The sequence below is a fragment of the Streptomyces venezuelae ATCC 10712 genome (assembly GCF_008639165.1).
GTDB classification, from domain to species: Bacteria; Actinomycetota; Actinomycetes; order Streptomycetales; family Streptomycetaceae; genus Streptomyces; species Streptomyces venezuelae.
Window position 1 is genome coordinate 3,221,406 of sequence record NZ_CP029197.1, and the last position, 18,102, is coordinate 3,239,507.

General features: G+C 71.5%; 16 protein-coding genes and 1 tRNA gene. 11 read left to right on the plus strand and 6 right to left on the minus strand.

Going from position 1 to position 18,102, the window contains the following annotated elements; all coding sequences use genetic code 11:
• Positions 1-10 precede the first annotated feature (10 nt).
• From DEJ43_RS14665 to DEJ43_RS14695, 7 genes are all read left to right on the plus strand, one after another.
• Positions 11-81 (plus strand) — tRNA-Gln (locus DEJ43_RS14665).
• A 108-nt stretch (positions 82-189) separates the two neighbouring features.
• A complete protein-coding gene (glmU, locus tag DEJ43_RS14670; protein WP_041662490.1) occupies positions 190-1,635 on the plus strand; it encodes a bifunctional UDP-N-acetylglucosamine diphosphorylase/glucosamine-1-phosphate N-acetyltransferase GlmU in 1,446 nt (481 codons plus the stop codon).
• Between the two features lie 121 nt (positions 1,636-1,756).
• A complete protein-coding gene (locus DEJ43_RS14675; RefSeq protein WP_015034148.1) occupies positions 1,757-2,731 on the plus strand; it encodes a ribose-phosphate diphosphokinase in 975 nt (324 codons plus the stop codon).
• A gap of 244 nt (positions 2,732-2,975) precedes the next feature.
• Complete coding sequence (locus tag DEJ43_RS14680) at positions 2,976-3,569, plus strand: 50S ribosomal protein L25/general stress protein Ctc (protein WP_015034149.1); 594 nt, start codon at positions 2,976-2,978, stop codon at positions 3,567-3,569.
• An 88-nt stretch (positions 3,570-3,657) separates the two neighbouring features.
• Entirely contained in the window at positions 3,658-4,254 is a 597-nt protein-coding gene (pth, locus tag DEJ43_RS14685) for an aminoacyl-tRNA hydrolase (protein ID WP_015034150.1), read from the plus strand.
• Positions 4,255-4,295: 41 nt separating this feature from the next.
• On the plus strand, positions 4,296-4,739 hold the full coding sequence (locus DEJ43_RS14690; RefSeq protein WP_015034151.1) for a hypothetical protein: 444 nt from the start codon (positions 4,296-4,298) through the stop codon (positions 4,737-4,739).
• A 157-nt stretch (positions 4,740-4,896) separates the two neighbouring features.
• Positions 4,897-5,661 (plus strand): LPXTG cell wall anchor domain-containing protein, encoded by a 765-nt coding sequence (locus tag DEJ43_RS14695; protein WP_041662491.1) that lies wholly within the window; start codon positions 4,897-4,899, stop codon positions 5,659-5,661.
• A gap of 69 nt (positions 5,662-5,730) precedes the next feature.
• Here the strand turns inward: DEJ43_RS14695 and ppc are convergent, their stop codons facing one another.
• A complete protein-coding gene (gene ppc / locus DEJ43_RS14700; protein WP_015034153.1) occupies positions 5,731-8,460 on the minus strand; it encodes a phosphoenolpyruvate carboxylase in 2,730 nt (909 codons plus the stop codon).
• A 261-nt stretch (positions 8,461-8,721) separates the two neighbouring features.
• Here ppc and DEJ43_RS14705 point away from each other — a divergent pair, with 261 nt between their 5' ends.
• From DEJ43_RS14705 to DEJ43_RS14715, 3 genes are all read left to right on the plus strand, one after another.
• Positions 8,722-9,690, plus strand: a complete 969-nt coding sequence (locus DEJ43_RS14705) for an acyl-CoA desaturase (protein ID WP_015034154.1) — start codon at positions 8,722-8,724, stop codon at positions 9,688-9,690.
• A complete protein-coding gene (locus tag DEJ43_RS14710; protein WP_041663944.1) occupies positions 9,690-10,373 on the plus strand; it encodes a TetR/AcrR family transcriptional regulator in 684 nt (227 codons plus the stop codon). The genes DEJ43_RS14705 and DEJ43_RS14710 overlap by 1 nt, the downstream gene beginning before the upstream one ends.
• 168 nt (positions 10,374-10,541) lie before the next feature.
• Positions 10,542-12,254 carry an FG-GAP repeat domain-containing protein gene (locus DEJ43_RS14715; RefSeq protein WP_071891333.1) on the plus strand — a complete coding sequence of 571 codons (1,713 nt, stop codon included), beginning with the start codon at positions 10,542-10,544 and terminating at the stop codon, positions 12,252-12,254.
• Between the two features lie 62 nt (positions 12,255-12,316).
• Here DEJ43_RS14715 and DEJ43_RS14720 read toward each other — a convergent pair whose 3' ends face one another.
• A complete protein-coding gene (locus DEJ43_RS14720) occupies positions 12,317-13,159 on the minus strand; it encodes a trans-aconitate 2-methyltransferase (RefSeq protein ID WP_015034157.1) in 843 nt (280 codons plus the stop codon).
• 163 nt (positions 13,160-13,322) lie between these two features.
• Between DEJ43_RS14720 and DEJ43_RS14725 the strand changes: the two genes are divergently transcribed.
• Positions 13,323-13,820 (plus strand): MarR family winged helix-turn-helix transcriptional regulator, encoded by a 498-nt coding sequence (locus tag DEJ43_RS14725; protein ID WP_015034158.1) that lies wholly within the window; start codon positions 13,323-13,325, stop codon positions 13,818-13,820.
• On the opposite strand, the gene DEJ43_RS14730 is transcribed toward DEJ43_RS14725, so the two are convergent.
• From DEJ43_RS14730 to galT, 4 genes are all read right to left on the minus strand, one after another.
• The gene (locus tag DEJ43_RS14730) at positions 13,779-14,579 is read right to left on the minus strand and encodes a LuxR C-terminal-related transcriptional regulator (RefSeq protein WP_041663945.1); all 801 of its coding nucleotides are present in this window, start codon (positions 14,577-14,579) and stop codon (positions 13,779-13,781) included. The genes DEJ43_RS14725 and DEJ43_RS14730 overlap by 42 nt on opposite strands.
• A gap of 264 nt (positions 14,580-14,843) precedes the next feature.
• Positions 14,844-15,983 carry a galactokinase gene (gene galK / locus DEJ43_RS14735; RefSeq protein ID WP_015034160.1) on the minus strand — a complete coding sequence of 380 codons (1,140 nt, stop codon included), beginning with the start codon at positions 15,981-15,983 and terminating at the stop codon, positions 14,844-14,846.
• On the minus strand, positions 15,980-16,969 hold the full coding sequence (gene galE / locus DEJ43_RS14740) for a UDP-glucose 4-epimerase GalE (RefSeq protein WP_015034161.1): 990 nt from the start codon (positions 16,967-16,969) through the stop codon (positions 15,980-15,982). Before galE ends, galK begins: the two co-directional genes overlap by 4 nt.
• Positions 16,966-18,009 carry a galactose-1-phosphate uridylyltransferase gene (gene galT / locus DEJ43_RS14745; RefSeq protein WP_015034162.1) on the minus strand — a complete coding sequence of 348 codons (1,044 nt, stop codon included), beginning with the start codon at positions 18,007-18,009 and terminating at the stop codon, positions 16,966-16,968. Before galT ends, galE begins: the two co-directional genes overlap by 4 nt.
• Positions 18,010-18,102: the final 93 nt, after the last annotated feature.

An 18,102-nucleotide genomic window follows, 5' to 3' on the forward strand; every position in this document is an offset into this window, starting at 1 on the left:
TGGCGAACCATCCCGGATCGTCTAAGGGCAGGACAAATGGTTTTGGTCCATTGAATGAGGGTTCGAATCCTTCTCCGGGAGCCTCTGCAGCGGGTCCTGACCACCACGGTCAGGACCCGCACTCATGTCCGCCGCCCGGCCCCCCGGTATCCTTCGTGCGTCCACCACCCAGAGCCGAAGGGCCATTCCGTGAGCGCCACTCGCCCGGCAGCCGTCGTCGTCCTCGCAGCGGGTGAGGGCACCCGCATGAAGTCCAAGACCCCCAAGGTCCTGCACGAGATCGCCGGACGGTCGCTCGTCGGGCATGTCGTGTCCGCCTCCCGCGAGCTGGAGCCCGAGCACCTCGTCGTGGTCGTCGGGCACGCCCGCGAGCTGGTGAAGGGGCACCTGGAGGAGCACTACGCCGGGACCCGCACCGCCGTCCAGGAGGAGCAGAACGGCACGGGGCACGCGGTGCGGATGGCCCTGGAGGAGCTCGGGCGGGCTCCCGAGGGGACCGTCGTGGTCGTGTGCGGCGACACCCCGCTGCTGTCCGGGGAGACCCTGCGCGCCCTCGCCGACACCCACGCCGCCGACGGCAACGCCGTCACCGTGCTGAGCGCCGAGGTCCCGGACTCGACCGGGTACGGCCGGATCGTGCGGGACGCCTCCGGCGCCGTCACCGAGATCGTCGAGCACAAGGACGCCACCGACGAGCAGCGGGCGATCCGGGAGATCAACTCCGGTGTCTTCGCGTTCGACGGGCAGCTGCTCGCCGACGCCCTCGGCAAGGTCCGGACGGACAACAGCCAGGGCGAGGAGTACCTCACCGACGTGCTGTCCATCCTGCGCGAGGCGGGGCACCGGGTCGGCGCCTCCGTGGCCGGCGACCACCGCGAGATCCTCGGGATCAACAACCGCGTGCAGCTCGCCGAGGCCCGCGCCCTGCTGAACCAGCGGCTGATCGAGCGGGCCATGCTCGCCGGTGTGACCGTGGTCGACCCGGCGTCGGTGTTCGTCGACGTCACCGTGACCTTCGAGCCGGACGCCGTGATCCTGCCCGGCACCCAGCTCATCGGGGCCACCCACATCGCCGAGGACGCCGTCGTGGGCCCGAACACGCGCCTCCAGGACACCCGCGTCGGCAAGGGCGCCCGGGTCGACAACACCGTCGCCGTCTCCGCCGTGATCGGCGAGAGCGCCTCCGTGGGCCCGTTCGCGTATCTGCGTCCGGGCACGGACCTCGGCAGGAAGTCGAAGGCCGGCTCGTACGTCGAGATGAAGAACGCGACGGTCGGCGAGGGCACCAAGGTCCCCCATCTGTCGTACGTGGGTGACGCGACGATCGGCGAGTACACGAACATCGGCGCGGCGAGCGTCTTCGTGAACTACGACGGCGAGGCGAAGCACCACACCACGATCGGCTCGCACTGCCGGACCGGTTCGGACAACATGTTTGTGGCTCCCATCACGATCGGGGACGGCGCGTACACCGCCGCGGGGTCCGTGATCACGAAGGACGTGCCGGCCGGTTCGCTCGCCGTCGCCCGGGGCCAGCAGCGGAATATCGAGGGTTGGGTGGCCAGGAAGCGGCCCGGCAGCGCTGCCGCGCAGGCCGCTCAGGCCGCTTCGGAGAACTCCGCCGGCGAAAGCTGACCGGAAACGGGTACGTCGAACTCGGCGTACCGTGATACGTGCACACAAATTCGGCTGGCTCGCACACGCGCACGACAGCTCGTGGATGGCGGCCAGACAACACGTCTGAGGAGACAGTGCTGTGACCGGGATCAAGACGACCGGCGAGAAGAAGCTGATGCTCTTCTCCGGCCGCGCCCACCCCGAGCTGGCCGAGGAGGTCGCGCACCAGCTGGGTGTCGGCCTCGTTCCGACCAAGGCGTTCGACTTCGCCAACGGTGAGATCTACGTCCGCTTCCAGGAGTCGGCCCGTGGCGCGGACTGCTTCCTGATCCAGAGCCACACGGCTCCGATCAACAAGTGGATCATGGAGCAGCTGATCATGATCGATGCTCTCAAGCGGGCCTCGGCCCGGAGCATCACCGTGATCATCCCGTCGTACGGCTACGCCCGTCAGGACAAGAAGCACCGCGGCCGCGAGCCGATCTCGGCGCGTCTGGTGGCGGACCTGCTGAAGACGGCCGGCGCGGACCGCATCCTGACCGTGGACCTGCACACGGACCAGATCCAGGGCTTCTTCGACGGCCCGGTGGACCACCTGTCGGCGCTGCCGGTGCTCGCGGACTACGTCGGTGCGAAGGTCGACCGTTCCAAGCTGACGATCGTCTCCCCGGACGCGGGCCGCGTGCGGGTCGCCGACCGCTGGTGCGACCGTCTCGACGCGCCGCTGGCGATCGTGCACAAGCGCCGTGACAAGGACGTCGCCAACCAGGTCACCGTGCACGAGGTCGTCGGTGACGTGAAGGGCCGCGTCTGTGTCCTGGTGGACGACATGGTCGACACCGGTGGCACGATCTGCGCCGCGGCCGACGCGCTGTTCGCGCACGGCGCCGAGGACGTCATCGTGACGGCCACGCACGGCATCCTGTCGGGTCCTGCGGCGGACCGTCTGAAGAACTCCAAGGTGAGCGAGTTCGTGTTCACGGACACGCTGCCGGTGCCGGGCGCGCTGGAGCTGGACAAGATCACGGTGCTGTCGATCGCGCCGACGATCGCGCGCGCGGTGCGCGAGGTGTTCGAGGACGGTTCGGTGACGAGCCTCTTCGAGGAGCACTGAGCCGTAGCCGGAGCAGTGGTGTGAGGGCCGTTTCCCCGTCCGGGGGAGCGGCCCTCCGCCGTGTTCGGGTGATCGATTGGGTGGTGGGGCGGGTGGCCGGTAGACTGCCGTAGTTGCTCGGCGAGGGAGGCCGTACCCATCGTGGTACCGGCGGTCCGTTATCGACGCGCTCTTCGTAGCAGGCCATCGCCAGTCGTGGCCGGGTGACCCAGATCTTTCGTCACCTTTCTACGAGGAGTGCACCATGTCCGAGGTCAAGCTCGCCGCTGCCGTCCGTACCGAGTTCGGCAAGGGCGCCGCCCGTGCGATCCGCCGCAACGCCCAGGTTCCCGCGGTCGTCTACGGCCACGGTTCCGAGCCGGCGCACGTGACCCTCCCGGCCCACGACCTGGCGCTCGCCCTGCGTACGCCGAACGTCCTGCTGTCCCTCGACATCGACGGCAAGAACGAGCTGGCGATCCCGAAGGCCGTCCAGCGTGACGCCATCAAGGGCTTCCTGGTCCACGTCGACCTGCTCCTCGTCAAGCGTGGCGAGAAGGTCACCGTCGAGATCCCCGTGCAGGCCGAGGGCGAGCTCGCCGCCGGTGGCAACCTGCTCGAGCACGTGCTCAGCACCCTTTCCGTCGAGGCCGAGGCCACCCACCTCCCCGAGGCCGTCTCGGTCTCCGTCGAGGGCCTGGAGGCCGGTGCCTCCGTCCTCGCCAAGGACATCACCCTGCCGAAGGGTGCGACCCTGGTGACCGACGCCGACGCCGTCGTCCTGCAGGTTCTGGCCGCGCAGGCCGAGGAGCCGGCCGCCGAGGGCGAGACCGAGGCCGCCGAGGGCGCCGAGGCCTGAGCCGTAGGCTCTGCTTGACGTGACGGGGTGACGGGCCGCACGGCCCGTCACCCCGTTTTTCGTATCTGGACGAGGAGACGTGGATCGGATGACCGACGACGCGAACGCGCCCTGGCTGATCGTCGGCCTCGGCAATCCCGGGCCGGAGTACGCGGCCAACCGTCACAACATCGGCTTCATGGTGGTCGATCTGCTCGCGGAGCGGATGCGCGGTTCGTTCAAGCGGGCCGGGAAGGCTCAGGCGCAGGTCGTCGAGGGCCGGATGGGCCCGCCGGGTCCGGCGAGCCGCCGGGTGATCCTGGCGAAGCCGATGTCGTACATGAACCTGTCGGGCGGTCCGGTGACGGCGCTGCGCGACTTCTACAAGGTGCCGACGGCGAACGTCGTGGCGGTCCACGACGAGCTGGACATCGACTACGGGGTGCTGCGGCTGAAGATCGGCGGCGGTGACAACGGGCACAACGGTCTGAAGTCGATGACGAAGGCGATGGGCGCGGAGTACCACCGGGTGCGGTGCGGGATCGGGCGTCCGCCGGGCCGGATGCAGGTCGCGGACTTCGTTCTGAAGGACTTCTCGTCGACGGAGCGCAAGGACCTGGACTGGTTCGTGGACCGGGCGGCGGACTCGGTGGAGTGCCTGGTGGCGGAGGGTCTGGAGCGCGCCCAGTCGGCGTACAACTCGTAGGGCCCTGGCGCCGGGAACGTACGACTGTACGATCGCGGGTCATGACGCACGTCCGTAACGCCGCCATGGCCCTCGTCGCCCTCCTGCTGCTCGTCGCGGGGGCCTGGGCGTCCTGGGATTCGGCCCAGCACGTCCTGCTCGCCAAGGGGCGGGAGCACGGCACGCTGACGGTGACCGGCTGCTCGGAGAAGACGTGCAGCGGCCGGTACGTGCCGGAGGACGCCGGCTTCCCGAGCCGGGCGCTGACGATCGCGCGGTCGGTCGCGGCGGAGCAGGGTGCGGTGATCCCGGTGGTGGTGAAGCCGGGGACGGACGAGGGCGTACGGACCGGCTGGGGCGGCGGTCTGCACGCGTGGCTGCCGCTGGGCGGGGCGCTGCTGCTCGCGGCGCCGCTGGTCGGCGGGGGGCTGCGGCTGCCGAGGACGGCCTGGTCGATGGCGGGCGCGGGCGGGGTGCTGCTCGTGGCGGCGTTCTTCGCGCTGTGAGAGTGGCTGAGAGCGGCTGAAGGTTGTGGCTTGATTCCGCCAATTTCCCGGCGCAATCGTTATGGACCTCTGCCTTAAGGATGACTTAAAGCGACGGATAGGCTGCCCCTCTGCCACCCCCCACGGCATCCCTCATCCCATAGATGGACGACTGCACATGCGACGCTCCCTCATCCCTGCCGCCGCACTTGTCGCGGCCATGGCAGGCTCCCTGGCTCTCGCTCCCGTGGCCTCCGCCCACGGCAGCAAGGGCGACAACGGCACGGTCAAGATCCACGAGTCGAAGACCGGCCAGGAGATCAAGGCCAATCAGCCGCACGTCTGCGAGTTCTACCTCGACGGCTTCAAGTTCGACAGCGCCCAGGAGATCTCCTGGGTCATCGACGGTCACCCGCCGACCGCCGACCTCAAGGGCCTCTCGGGCAAGCTGACGCTGGACGCCTCCGGCAACGGCCGCACCGAGGACATGAAGCTCCCCGACGGCCACTACAAGCTGGAGTGGACGTTCAACGGCGAGAACGGCAAGGCCAAGCAGAAGACCTTCTGGATCGACTGCGAGGACGAGCCCGGCACCCCCGGCACGGAGACCCCCGGTACGGAGACCCCCGGTACCGAGACCCCCGGTACCGAGACCCCGGGCACCGAGACCCCCGGCACGGAGACCCCCGGCACCGAGACCCCCGGTACCGAGACGCCCGCTCCGTCGGAGACCCCCGGCGCCTCCGAGACCCCCGGTGGCACCGAGTCGCCGTCCCCGTCCGCCCCCGCGGGTGAGACCGGTGGCAGCACCGACGGCAAGGACGGCAACCTCGCCGAGACCGGCGCCGGCGCCCCCGTCGGCGTGCTCGCCGCCGCCGCCGTGGCCCTCGCGGGCGTCGGCGCGTTCCTGGTGACCCGCCGCCGCAAGGCCCAGCAGGGCTGACGCACCCCGTCATGACGGAGCCCCCGCCGGATCCCCGGCGGGGGCTCTGTCATGCGTACGGGCCGGGCGTCAGCCGGTGTTGCGCAGGCCCGCGGCCACGCCGTTCACCGTGAGCAGCAGCGCCCGGGCGAGCAGCGGGTCGGGCTCCTCGCCGCGCTCGGCGGCGCCGCGCTGGCGGGCGAGCAGGGCGACCTGGAGGTAGGAGATCGGGTCCAGGTAGGCGTCGCGGATGGCGAAGGTCTGCTGGAGGACCGGGTTGGAGTCCAGGAGCTTCTCGCCGCCGGTGACCTTGAGGACCTCGGCGACGGTCAGCGCGTGCTCGGCCTCGATGGTGTCGAAGACGTGCTTGAGCTCGTCGGGGACGAGGGTGTCGACGTAGTGGCGGGCGATCCGCAGGTCCGTCTTCGCGAGCGTCATCTCGACGTTGGAGAGGAAGTTGCGGAAGAAGTGCCACCGCTCGTGCATCTCGCCCAGGACCGCGTCGAGGCCGGCCTCGCGCAGGGCCTTGAGGCCGGAGCCGACGCCGAACCAGCCGGGGACGATCTGCCGGGACTGGGTCCAGCCGAACACCCACGGGATGGCCCGCAGTCCGTCGAGGGAGACGCCGGAGCCGGGGCGGCGGGAGGGCCGGGAGCCCAGGTGCAGGTCGGCGAGCTGGTCCACCGGCGTCGACGCGAGGAAGTACGTCGGCAGGTCGGGGTCCTCGACGAGGCGGCGGTAGGCGGCGTGGGCGGCGTCGGAGACGACGTCCATGGCCGCGTCCCAGCGGGCGAGGGCCTCGTCGGACTGGCGCGGCGCGGTGTGCAGGGCGGAGGCCTGCAGGGTGGCGGCGACGGTCAGTTCGAGGTTCTCCCGCGCGAGGGACGGGATGAGGTACTTGTCGGAGATGACCTCGCCCTGCTCGGTCACCTTGATCTCGGCCTCCAGGGTGCCCCAGGGCTGCGCGAGGATCGCGTCGTGCGAGGGGCCGCCGCCGCGGCCGACGGTGCCGCCGCGGCCGTGGAAGAGGCGGAGCCGTACGCCGTAGCGGTGGGCGACGTCGCGGAGCCTGCGCTGGGCACGGTGGATCTCCCACTGGGAGGTGGTGATGCCGCCGAACTTGGAGGAGTCCGAGTAGCCCAGCATGACCTCCTGGACGTCGCCGCGGAGCGAGACGAGGCGCCGGTAGGAGGGGTCGGCGAGCATGCCGTCGAGGATGACGTCGGCGGCCTTCAGCTCGTCGGTGGTCTCCAGGAGCGGCACGATGCCGATCTTGGCCCAGCCGGCGTGGAGGTCGATCAGGCCGGCCTCGCGGGCGAGGACGGCGGCGGCGAAGACGTCGTCGGCGCCCTGGCACATCGAGATGATGTACGACTCGATGACCTCGGGGCCGAAGCGCTCGAAGGCCTGCTTGATGGTGTGGAAGACGCCGAGGGTCTTCTCGCCGGCGGCGTCGAGCGGGGCCGGGGTGGGGGCGAGCGGACGGCGCGAGCGGAGCTCCTTGGCGAGCAGCTTCTGCCGGTAGTCGCGCGGCATGTCGGCGTACCGCCAGGACTCCTCGCCGAGGCGGTCGAAGAGCTGCCCGAGGGTGTGGTGGTGGGCGTCGGCGTGCTCGCGGACGTCCATGGTGGCGAGCTGGAGGCCGAAGGCCGAGAGGGTGCGGATGGTGCGGTCCATCCGGCCGTCGGCGAACAGGCCGCCGCGGTGCTCGCGCAGCGAGGTCTGGATGAGGGTCAGGTCGTGGACGAGCTCGGCGGTGCCGAGGTAGTCGCGGCCGTCCTGGTGGGGGGTGCCGGAGGCGAGGCGCTCGCGGGTGTTGACGAGCTTCTGCCGGATGCAGGTGGCCTTGAGGCGGTACGGCTCCTCGGCGTTGAGGCGCTTGTAGCGGGGGCTGATCTCCGGGAGGAGCTCCAGGTCGCGCTGGAGGGAGTCCAGGAGTTCCTGGGTGGCTCCGGCGTAGCGGATGGAGTTGGAGAGCAGGCCGCGCAGGAAGTCGACGAGTTCGAGGGCGTCGGTGATGCCGTGCTCGTGCTGGAGGATCAGGACGTCCCAGGTCACCTGCGGGGTGACGTTGGGGTTGCCGTCGCGGTCGCCGCCGATCCAGGTGCCGAAGGTGAGCGGGCGGGTGCCGGAGGGCAGTTCGAAGCCGACGCGCTCCAGTTCGGCGGCGAGGTCCTCCAGGACGTCGCCGACGGCGCCGGCGTGCAGCTCGTCGAGGTAGTAGATGGCGTTGCGGGCCTCGTCGGCGGGCTCGGGGCGGACCACCCGGAGTTCGTCGGTCTGCCAGATGAGGTCGATGTTCTCGGCGAGCCGCAGGTCGTGGCGGCGCCGGTCGGCCTCGATGACCGGGGTCTCCAGGAGGGCGCCGATGCGGCGCAGCTTGTTGAGGACGGAGCGGCGGGCGGCTTCGGTGGGGTGCGCGGTGAAGACGGGCCGGACGTTGAGGTTCTTGACCGTCTCGCGGACGTGCTCGGGGTCGCCGTCCTTGAGCATGTCGGCGGTGCGGGCGAGCAGGCCGCCCTCGGCGGCGCGCTTCTCGCGCATCTCGCGGCCGCGGTGGACCTGCTCGGTGACGTTCGCGAGGTGGAAGTAGGTGGAGAAGGCGCGCACCAGCTTGGCGGCGGTCTCCAGTTCGACGCCGCGGAGCAGCTCGGCGGCTGCCTCGCCGTCCTCGCGGGTGAGGCTGCGGACCCGCTCGACGAGGTCGAGGAGTTCGTGGCCCTCCTGGCGGACGAGTGTCTCGCCGAGGAGGTCGCCCAGTCGGCGGATGTCGGCGCGCAGCTCGGCGCTGGCGGTGGGGGTCTGGTCGGCACTGCTCACAGGTGCGGCTCCTTGCAGTGTTTGAGCACGTCTGGAGGGGTACTGGAGGCTTGCGGACCGCGCTGTCCGACGCACCCAGGATAGGTGTCCACAGTGTGGTCGGCGGTCAGGGTCCCCTTGTGCCCCCTTGCCGCGCGCCACGGCGCTGCCATACTTACGACGCCGTAGGTTACGGAACCGTAGCCTCGCGCTCCCTCCGTGCCGTTCCGCTCCTTGTCTTCTCTTCTCCCTCACCCTCACATTCATCCCCAGGGGACGCCCATGACCACGAGTACCGAGTTGCCCGCGACCCGACAGGATCTGCCGTCCGCCACGCTCGGCGGGGAAAAGAAGCGGTCGATCGAGCAGATCACGCTGTTGCTGTTCATCACGGTGCCGTTCATCGCGCTGATCGCGGCGGTGCCGCTGGCCTGGAGCTGGGGCGGCGTGTCGTGGCTCGATCTGGGGCTGCTGGTGGCCATGTACTACATCGGCTGCCACGGCATCACGATCGGTTTCCACCGTTACTTCACGCACGGTTCGTTCAAGGCCAAGCGGCCGCTGCGGATCGCCTTGGCGATCATGGGCTCGCTCGCGGTGGAGGGTCCGCTGGTGCGCTGGGTGGCGGACCACCGCAAGCACCACAAGTTCTCCGACGCGGAGGGCGACCCGCACTCGCCGTGGCGGTTCGGCGAGACGGTGCCGGCCCTGATGAAGGGGCTGTGGTGGGCGCACATCGGCTGGATGTTCGACGAGGAGCGGACGCCGCAGGCGAAGTACGCGCCCGATCTGATCAAGGACCCGGCGATCCGGCGGATCTCGCGTGACTTCATCTTCTGGACGATGCTGTCGCTCGCGATCCCGCCGCTGGTGGGCGGTCTGGTGACGATGTCGTGGTGGGGCGCGTTCACCGCGTTCTTCTGGGGTTCGCTGGTCCGGGTCGCGCTGCTGCACCACGTGACCTGGTCGATCAACTCGATCTGTCACGCGGTCGGCAAGCGCCCGTTCAAGTCGCGGGACCGCTCGGGCAACGTGTGGTGGCTGGCCGTGCTGTCCTGCGGGGAGTCCTGGCACAACCTGCACCACGCGGACCCGACGTCGGCCCGGCACGGGGTGCTGCGCGGCCAGGTCGACTCCAGTGCGCGGCTGATCCGCTGGTTCGAGCAGGCGGGCTGGGCGTACGACGTGCGCTGGCCTGCGAAGGAGCGCATCGAAGCCCGCCGCCAGAGCGCGCCCGCAGACGCGGCATGATGGAAGACGTGGCGATCGACGGCAGGACCGGCAGCACCGGCAGTGGCGAGCAGAAGCCCCGGCGGGGGCGCCGGGTACGGATGACGGGCGCGGAGCGCCGGGAGCAGCTGCTGGACATCGGCCGGACGCTCTTCGCCGAGAAGGGCTTCGAGGGCACGTCCGTGGAGGAGATCGCGGCGAAGGCCGGGGTCTCCAAGCCGGTGGTGTACGAGCACTTCGGGGGCAAGGAGGGCCTGTACGCGGTCGTCGTCGACCGGGAGATGCGCCAGCTGCTCGACGGGGTGACGGGCGCGCTGACGGCGGGGCATCCGCGGGAGCTCCTGGAGCAGGCGGCGTTCGCGCTGCTCGACTACATCGAGAACTACACGGACGGTTTCCGGATTCTCGTACGGGACTCTCCGGTGGCGCAGTCGACGGGCACGTTCGCGTCGCTGATCAGTGACATCGCCACGCAGGTGGAGGACATCCTGGGCCTGGAGTTCAAGGCCCGGGGCTTCGACCCGAAGCTGGCGCCGCTGTACGCGCAGGCGCTGGTGGGCAGTGTGGCGCTGACCGGTCAGTGGTGGCTGGACGTCCGCAAGCCGAAGAAGGCGGAGGTCGCGGCGCATCTGGTGAACCTGGCGTGGCACGGCCTGGACGGTCTGGAGCCGAAGCCGCGGCTGATAGGGCACCGCAAGAGCTAGGCCGGTGCGGCCCGGTGGGGATATCTCGTTGATTCCCTGTCGTACCCGGGGGATATGCTCCGCGTACATCCGGTGGGGGGTCCGCCTTTCGCACGTGCGTTCCGCCGTGCCCGGCGTCAGACCCCTCGTTCCGGTCAACGGACATTTCTGATCCCTGGGGGGGATCTCTTGCGTTTCCTGAACTCCACGCGTGGCCGCCGCGTCGCCGCCTGCACCGCGCTGGCCCTCTCCGCCGGCATGCTGCTGGCGGGCCCGGCGTCGGCCGGCACGCCGGCCCCGGTGCCTTCGGCCGAGAAGAAGGCGTCCGCCTTCACGCCGCCGACGCTGCACCTCCCGAAGAAGGACGGCGCCCGTGCGGGTGCCGCCGCCGCGGGGGGCGTCCCGCTGACGCTGTCCGACCTGGACCAGGACGGCATCGACGACCTGATCTTCCGCGCGGTGGACGGCGAGCTGTACTCCAGCCCGTCCACGGCCGCCAACAGCACCTTCGACCTGTTCCGCTTCGAGGACGTCCCGAAGGACATCATCCCGATCGGCAACCAGGGCGGGAACACGGCCGAGCCGGAGGTGCTCGTCCTCTCGGAGAACGGCACCCTCACCCTCTACAGCGACGCCGACCCGGCCGGCACCCCGTACTCCTCGGTGGTCGGCGGCGGCTGGCAGGTCTACAACAAGGTCGTGTCGCCCGGCGACGTGAACGGTGACGGCCGCGCCGACGTGGTCGCCCGCACCCTGGACGGCGCGCTGTACCTGTACCTGGGCACCGGCAGCTCCTCGCAGCCGCTCTCTCCCCGTACGCCGATCGGCGGCGGCTGGAACATGTACGACCAGCTGGTGGGCCTCGGCGACGCCAACGGCGACGGCAACGCCGACCTGTACGCCCGCGACACCGTCGGCACCGGCACTCTGTGGTTCTACCCGGGCACCGGTGACAAGACGAAGCCGTTCGGCACCCGCAAGTCCGTCGGCGGCGGCTGGAACCTCTACAACCAGATCCTGCCCGGCGGGGGCGGCGACGTGATCGCCCGGGACGCCGTGGGCACGCTGTTCTACTACCGCGCCAACGGCAACGGGACCCTGGCCGCGCGCCAGCCGTTCTCCGCGACGGGCGACACGGCGGGCATCACGCAGTTCGCGGGCGCCGGCAACATCCCGTACACCGGCAAGGGCGGCGTCGCCGCGACGACCCCGGGCGGGGCGCTGTACTACTACGGCAACTCGACCACCGGGAAGCTGGAGTCCCGCTACCACGTCGAGAACGCGGGCGACGTCCGCGGGCTGTCCTTCGCGAACCTGTCCTCGCTGAACGCGGACGGTTTCTCGGACCTCGCCGTGCGGGTCGACGGCGACCCCGACGGCACCCTGTGGATCGAGGCCGCGGAGATCGGCGGCGGCTGGGGGATCTACAACGCGCTCGTCGGTCCCGGTGACCTGAGCGGTGACGGCAAGGGCGACCTGCTCGCCCGGGACCGTTCCGGCGTGCTGTACCTCTACAAGGGCGACGGCAAGGGTTCGGGCTTCGCAGGGCGGATCAGGGTCGGCAGCGGCTGGGGCGCGTACAACGCGATCCTCGGCGCGGGCGACTACACCGGTGACGGCCGCACGGACCTCGTGGCCCGCACCTCGGGCGGCGACCTGTACCTGTACGCGGGCACGGGCGTCGCGGCCTCCCCGTTCAAGTCCCGGGTGAAGATCGGCTCCGGCTGGAACACGTACTCCAAGCTGATCGCGCCGGGCGACCTGAACGCCGACGGCAAGGGCGACCTGCTGGGCACCGCGTCCAACGGCGACGTGTACCGCTACCTGGGCACGAGCCCGGGCAAGTTCTCCGCGCGGGCCAGGATCGGCACCGGCTTCGGGATCTACAACTCCCTGTCGTAGCCGTCCCGGCGGCGCACGCGGACGCCCCGCACCGAGGTTCCGGTGCGGGGCGTCCGCGCGTCTCAGGAGCTCTTGCGGGCCACCGCGAAGATGCGCCGGAAGGGGAAGACCGTGCCGTACGGGCCGGGCGGGTAGGCCTCGCGCAGCAGGTCGCGGTACTGGCCGAGGAAGGCGTCGACCGCCTCCTGGTCGTCGCCCAGGGCGGTGAGGACGGGCCGCAGCGCCGTGCCCTTGACCCAGTCGAGGACGGGGTCCTCGCCCTGGAGCAGCTGGCAGTACGTGGTCTCCCAGACATCCGTCTCGCAGCCGAGGTCGGTGAGGCGGGTGAGGTAGTCGGAGGCGTCGAGGATGTGGACGAAGCGGCGGCCCTGGTCGCCGAGGCGGGCGCGCCATTCCGGGGTCTCGCAGAGCTGGCCGAGCAGGGCGTGGCTGGGTGAGGTGAAGTTGCCGGGGACCTGGAAGGCGAGGGTGCCGCCGGGGCGGAGTCCGTCGATCCAGGCGGCGAAGGACTCGGGGTGGTTGGGCACCCATTGGAGGGCCGCGTTGGAGACGATCAGGTCGTAGGGCTCGGTGGGGGTCCAGTGGGCGGCGTCGGCGGGACGGAAGTCGATCCAGCCCCCGCCGCGGGTGGTGCCGGACCAGTCCTTCCCCGCCCGCTCCAGCATGTCGGGCGAGAGGTCGAATCCGGTGATGTGGGCGTCGGCCCAGCGGTCGGCGAGGAGGACCGTCACGTTTCCCGGGCCGCAGCCCAGGTCGGCGATGCGGGCGGGGCGGTCCTGGGCGGGCAGGTGCGGTATTCGGGCGAGCAGGTCGAGGAACGGCCGGGTCCGGTGGCCGGAGTGCCGGAGGTACTGCTGCGGATCCCACGTCGGTGCGGACGGTGCGGCGGTTTCCACGGAATGCATGTTCGAAGCCCCCTTGCTGGAACGAGTTACCGAAGCGGAACGGAGTTCCGGCCGGGTCCCTTCCCCATAGTCCAGGGAAATATATCTCCATATCAAGATACTCGACATCGAGAAACTCGAACCCAAGAGACTTTATGTCAACAGACCCTCTACACTGATCGTCATGGAGGACGAGGTCGACCGACTGGTCGCAGCATGGCGCCGCGAGCGCCCCGACCTCGACGTGGAACCGCTCGAGGTGCTCAGCCGCGTCTCACGGCTCGCCCGGCACCTCGACCGCGCCCGTCGGCTCGCCTTCTCCGAGCACCAGCTGGAGCCCTGGGAGTTCGACGTCCTCACCTCGCTCCGCCGGGCCGGCGCGCCCTACCAGCTCTCCCCCGGCCAGCTCCTGACCCAGACCCTGGTCACCTCGGGCACCATGACCAACCGCATCGACCGGCTCACCAAGAAGGGCCTCGTCGAACGGCTCCCCGACCCCAGCGACCGGCGGGGCGTCCTGGTCCGGCTCACCGCCGAGGGCCGCGACCGCGCCGACGAGGCGCTCGCCGGACTCCTCGCCCAGGAGCGCGCCATCCTGGCCCAGCTCTCCCGCGGCCAGCGCGGTGAACTCGCCGCGTTGCTACGCCAGCTGACCGCCCCGTTCGACAACGTCCCCGGCTAGCCCGGGCCCCGGGATCGCGGCCAGCGGCGCCTCGCCCAGCTGCGCCGGGCCCACCCCCGCCCGGCGGGCCAGCGCCACCGCCGCCAGGGTCGAGTGCACGCCCAGCTTCCCCAGCACGTTCTGCATGTGGGTGCGGACCGTGTGCGGGGACAGGAAGAGACGCTCGGCGACCGCCTTGCGGCCCAGGCCCGCGACCATGCAGCGCAGCACCTCCCGCTCCCGCGGGGTCAGCGACTCCACCAGGCGCTCGCTGTCCGTCCGGTGCTTGCGGGCCGCCGTCAGCTCCCGCAGGACGCCGGTGAGCAGCGCGGGCGGCAGGTGCGTCTCGTCGCGCAGCACCCCCCGGACCACCGCGAGGAGCCGCTGGAGCGAGCAGTCCTTCGCCACCCAGCCGGAGGCCCCGGCCTGGAGGGCGAGCGCGGCGCGGTGCGGGTCGTCCTTCTCCGCCAGGACGACGGTACGGACCGAGGGCTGGACCCCGCGCACCCCCGCGACCAGGGAGATCCCGTCGACGGCGCCCTCGGGGTCGTCCGGCACCGCGCGGGCCACGGCCCCGACGGGACCGGCGCCGAGCTCGGCGTCGACGAGCAGCACGTCGAACCTGCGGCCCTCCGCGGCGCCGCGCTCCAGGCAGCGCAGGGCGGCCGGGCCGCTTCCCGCGGCGGCGACGTCGACATCGGGCTCCGCGGCGAGCGCGGCGGCCAGCGATTCGGCGAAGACGCGGTGGTCGTCCACCACGAGGACACGGATACGTGCCACGGACACCCCCAAGTGTCGAGGAACGGAACCGACGCGGGCACGGCGCCGGAGGCGGGTCCGTCATACGCGCGGCCGCCGCCGTGCGTTGACTGTTACCCCGCTACCGGCGCCGTACCCGACCGGGTGTCGCCCCCTGAACAGCACCGGCCCCCACCGGCGCTGCCCCTCAGAGTAGGGGCGGGGCGTCGCGGTGGGGGCCGATTCGCGGAACTGTCCGAAGTCGTACGGGCGTACGCGGGGTGCCGTACCGGGGCGAACGGGGTGTCAGAGCCGGCGCGCACCCGCCGAGGGGACGGCCGGGAAGACGCCGGGGGCCGCGTGTCCGGCCTCGGTGAAGGCCTTCGTCACGGCGGTGGCCACCTCGTCGGCGCGGTCGGTGTCGACGAGGACGAGGGCGGAGCCGCCGAAGCCGCCGCCGGTCATCCGGGCGCCCAGCGCCCCGGCGGCATCGGCCGCCTCGACGACCAGGTCCAACTCCGGGCACGAGACCCGCAGGTCGTCCCGGAGGGAGGCGTGGCCCTCGGTCAGGACGGGGCCGACCGCCCGGACGTCCCCGGCGTCGAGCAGCGCGATCGTCCGCTCGACGCGGGCGTTGTCGGTGACGACGTGCCGCACATAGCGCCGGATCGTCTCGTCGCCCAGACGTGCGAGGGCTTCGGGCAGATGCGCGGCGCTCACGTCACGCAGGGACCGGGCGCCGAGCGCCCGCGCGCCGGCTTCGCAACCGGCGCGCCGCTCGGCGTACGCGCCGTCCCCGAGCGCGTGTTTCACCCGGGTGTCGACGACGAGCAGCCGCAGCCCCTCCCGGGCCAGGTCGAAGGGGACCTGGCGGCAGGAGAGGTCCCGGGTGTCCAGGTGGAGGGCGTGGCCCTCCTCCGCGCAGGCCGAGGCCATCTGGTCCATGACGCCGCAGGGGACGCCGACGAAGGCGTTCTCGGCGCGCTGGGCGAGCCGGGCGAGTGCGGGCCGGGAGAGGCCGAGGCCGAACAGGTCGTTCAGGGCGAGCGCGGTGACGACTTCGAGGGCCGCCGAGGAGGAGAGCCCGGCGCCGGTCGGCACGGTCGAGGTGAGGTGGACGTCGGCGCCGGCGACCGGGTGCCCGGCCTCCCGCAGCGCCCAGACGACACCGGCCGGGTAGGCCGCCCAGCCGCCGCCGGAGAGCGGTTCGAGGGCGTCGACGGTCAGCTGGACGATGCCGCCGTCGACGTCGGCGGAGTGCAGGCGCAGCACCCCGTCGTCGCGGCGGGAGACGGCGGCGACGGTGGTGTGCGGCAGCGCGAGCGGCAGCACGAAGCCGTCGTTGAAGTCGGTGTACTCACCGATGAGGTTGACCCGGCCCGGGGCGGCCCAGACGCCGTCGGGGGCGGTGCCGTAGAGCGCCTCGAAGTCGGCGGCGACGGTCATGCGTGGTCCCTCTCCTGCCGTGCCCGGGCGAACGCCCAGGCGTCGGCGACGACATCGGCCAGGTCGGGGCGGGACGGCGTCCAGCCGAGCCGCTCGCGGGCCGCCTCGGCGGAGGCGACGAGGACGGCGGGGTCGCCGGCCCGGCGCGGGGCGGTGATCTCGGGGATCGGGTGCCCGGTGACCTTGCGGACGGTCTCGACGACCTCGCGGACGGAGAAGCCGTTGCCGTTGCCGAGGTTGCAGATCAGGTGCTCCCCGGCGGGGACGCCGCCGGCCGTCATCGCGTCCAGCGCCAGGAGGTGGGCCTCGGCCAGGTCGGCGACGTGGATGTAGTCGCGGACGCAGGTGCCGTCGGGGGTGGGGTAGTCCTCGCCGTACACGGAGATCGCCTCGCGGTCGCCGAGGGCGACCTGGAGGACGAGCGGGACGAGGTGCGACTCGGGCGCGTGGCGTTCGCCGAGGGAGCCGTACGCCCCGGCGACGTTGAAGTAGCGCAGCGAGACGGCGGAGAGGCCGTGGGCGGCGCACTCGCCGCCGATCATGTGGTCGACGGCGAGCTTGCTCGCCCCGTAGGGGCTGGTGGGGGCGGTGGCCGCGGTCTCGGTGATCGGTACGGACGCCGGTTCGCCGTAGGTCGCGGCGGTGGAGGAGAAGACCAGCCGGCGGACTCCGGCGGCGCGCATCGCGGCGAGCAGGGCCATGGTGCCGCCGACGTTGTTCTCCCAGTACTTCTCGGGCCGGGTGACGGACTCGCCGACCTGGGAGTAGGCGGCGAAGTGCAGGACGGCGTCGTAGGAGCCGTCCAGCCACCGGGCCGCGTCCTGGACGCGGCCCCGGACGAACTCGGCGCCGGCCGGGACGGCTTCGGCGAAGCCGGTGGAGAGGTCGTCGAGGACGGTGACCCGGTGGCCCCGCTCCAGGAGGTGGGCGGCGACGACGCTGCCCACGTATCCGGCCCCGCCGGTCACCAGGTACCTCTGTGTCATGCGCTTGCCACCTCTCGGATGCGCCGGGCCGCGTCCTCCGGCCGTACGTCGTTCATGAAGGCGTCCATGCCGGACTCGGTGCCGGCGAGGAACTTCAGCTTGCCGGAGGCCCGTCGGACGGTGAAGAGCTCCAGGTGGAGCCCGAAGTCCTCGCGCCGGGCGTCCGTGAACGGCGCCTGGTGCCAGGCGGCGATGTAGGGCGTCGGCGGCTCGTCCGGGCCGAAGATCCGGTCGAAGCGCCTCAAGAGTTCCAGGTAGACCTGTGCGCACTCTGTGCGGGCGGCGCCGTCGAGGGCGAGGAGGTCGGGCACCCGCCGCTTGGGGTGGAGGTGCACCTCGTACGGCCAGTGCGCGGCGTACGGCACGAAGGCGATCCAGTGCTCGGTCTCCAGGACGACCCGGTCGCCGTCGGCGCGCTCGCGGTCGACGACGTCGTCGAAGAGGTTCCGTCCGGTCTCGGCCCGGTGCTCGTCGATCCGGCGGCGCATGGCGGCCGTCCGGGGGGTGACGTAGGGGAAGGCGTAGATCTGGCCGTGCGCGTGGGGCAGCGTGACGCCGATCTCGGCGCCCCGGTTCTCGAAGCAGTAGACCTGCTCGACGCCGGGGAGCGCGGAGAGCGCGCCGGTGCGGTCCGTCCAGGCGTCGAGGACGAGGGAGACCCGTTCCTCGGTGAGGTCGGCGAAGGACTGGGTGTGGTCGTCGGTGAAGCAGACGACCTCGCAGCGGCCGACGCCGCCGGAGAGGGAGGGGAAGCGGTTCTCGAAGACCGCGACCTCGTAGCTCTGCTCGGGGATCTCGCTCTCGCGGCCGTCCCGGGCGGGGCAGAGCGGGCAGGCGTCGGCCGGCGGGTGGTAGGTGCGGGCCTGCCGGTGCGAGGCGATGGCGACGTGGTCGCCGGTGAGGGCGTCGAGGCGGATCTCGGAGCGGGAGTCCACGGGGGTCAGGGGGCGGGGGTCGACGGCGGTGCGGACGGTGTCCCCGCGCGTGTCGTAGTAGATCAACTCGCGCCCGTCGGCGAGCGTGGTGACGGTCTTCTTCACGGATGCCCTCAAAAGAAACGCCGGTATCGAACAGAACCACTCACAAGGAATCACATTCCAACATCGCCGTCAACGGTGAAGCCCGGCCCCGCC

Bases quoted from the DNA above. Each gene is read 5' to 3' on its own strand.
- DEJ43_RS14680 (WP_015034149.1), top strand. From the start codon at position 2,976: ATGTCCGAGGTCAAGCTCGCCGCTGCCGTCCGTACCGAGTTCGGCAAG.
- DEJ43_RS14725 (WP_015034158.1), top strand. From the start codon at position 13,323: ATGGAGGACGAGGTCGACCGACTGGTCGCAGCATGGCGCCGCGAGCGC.
- DEJ43_RS14690 (WP_015034151.1), top strand. From the start codon at position 4,296: ATGACGCACGTCCGTAACGCCGCCATGGCCCTCGTCGCCCTCCTGCTG.
- galK (WP_015034160.1), bottom strand. From the start codon at position 15,983: ATGACCGTCGCCGCCGACTTCGAGGCGCTCTACGGCACCGCCCCCGAC.
- DEJ43_RS14695 (WP_041662491.1), top strand. From the start codon at position 4,897: ATGCGACGCTCCCTCATCCCTGCCGCCGCACTTGTCGCGGCCATGGCA.
- DEJ43_RS14720 (WP_015034157.1), bottom strand. From the start codon at position 13,159: ATGCATTCCGTGGAAACCGCCGCACCGTCCGCACCGACGTGGGATCCG.
- DEJ43_RS14710 (WP_041663944.1), top strand. From the start codon at position 9,690: ATGGAAGACGTGGCGATCGACGGCAGGACCGGCAGCACCGGCAGTGGC.
- pth (WP_015034150.1), top strand. From the start codon at position 3,658: ATGACCGACGACGCGAACGCGCCCTGGCTGATCGTCGGCCTCGGCAAT.
- galE (WP_015034161.1), bottom strand. From the start codon at position 16,969: ATGACACAGAGGTACCTGGTGACCGGCGGGGCCGGATACGTGGGCAGC.
- DEJ43_RS14705 (WP_015034154.1), top strand. From the start codon at position 8,722: ATGACCACGAGTACCGAGTTGCCCGCGACCCGACAGGATCTGCCGTCC.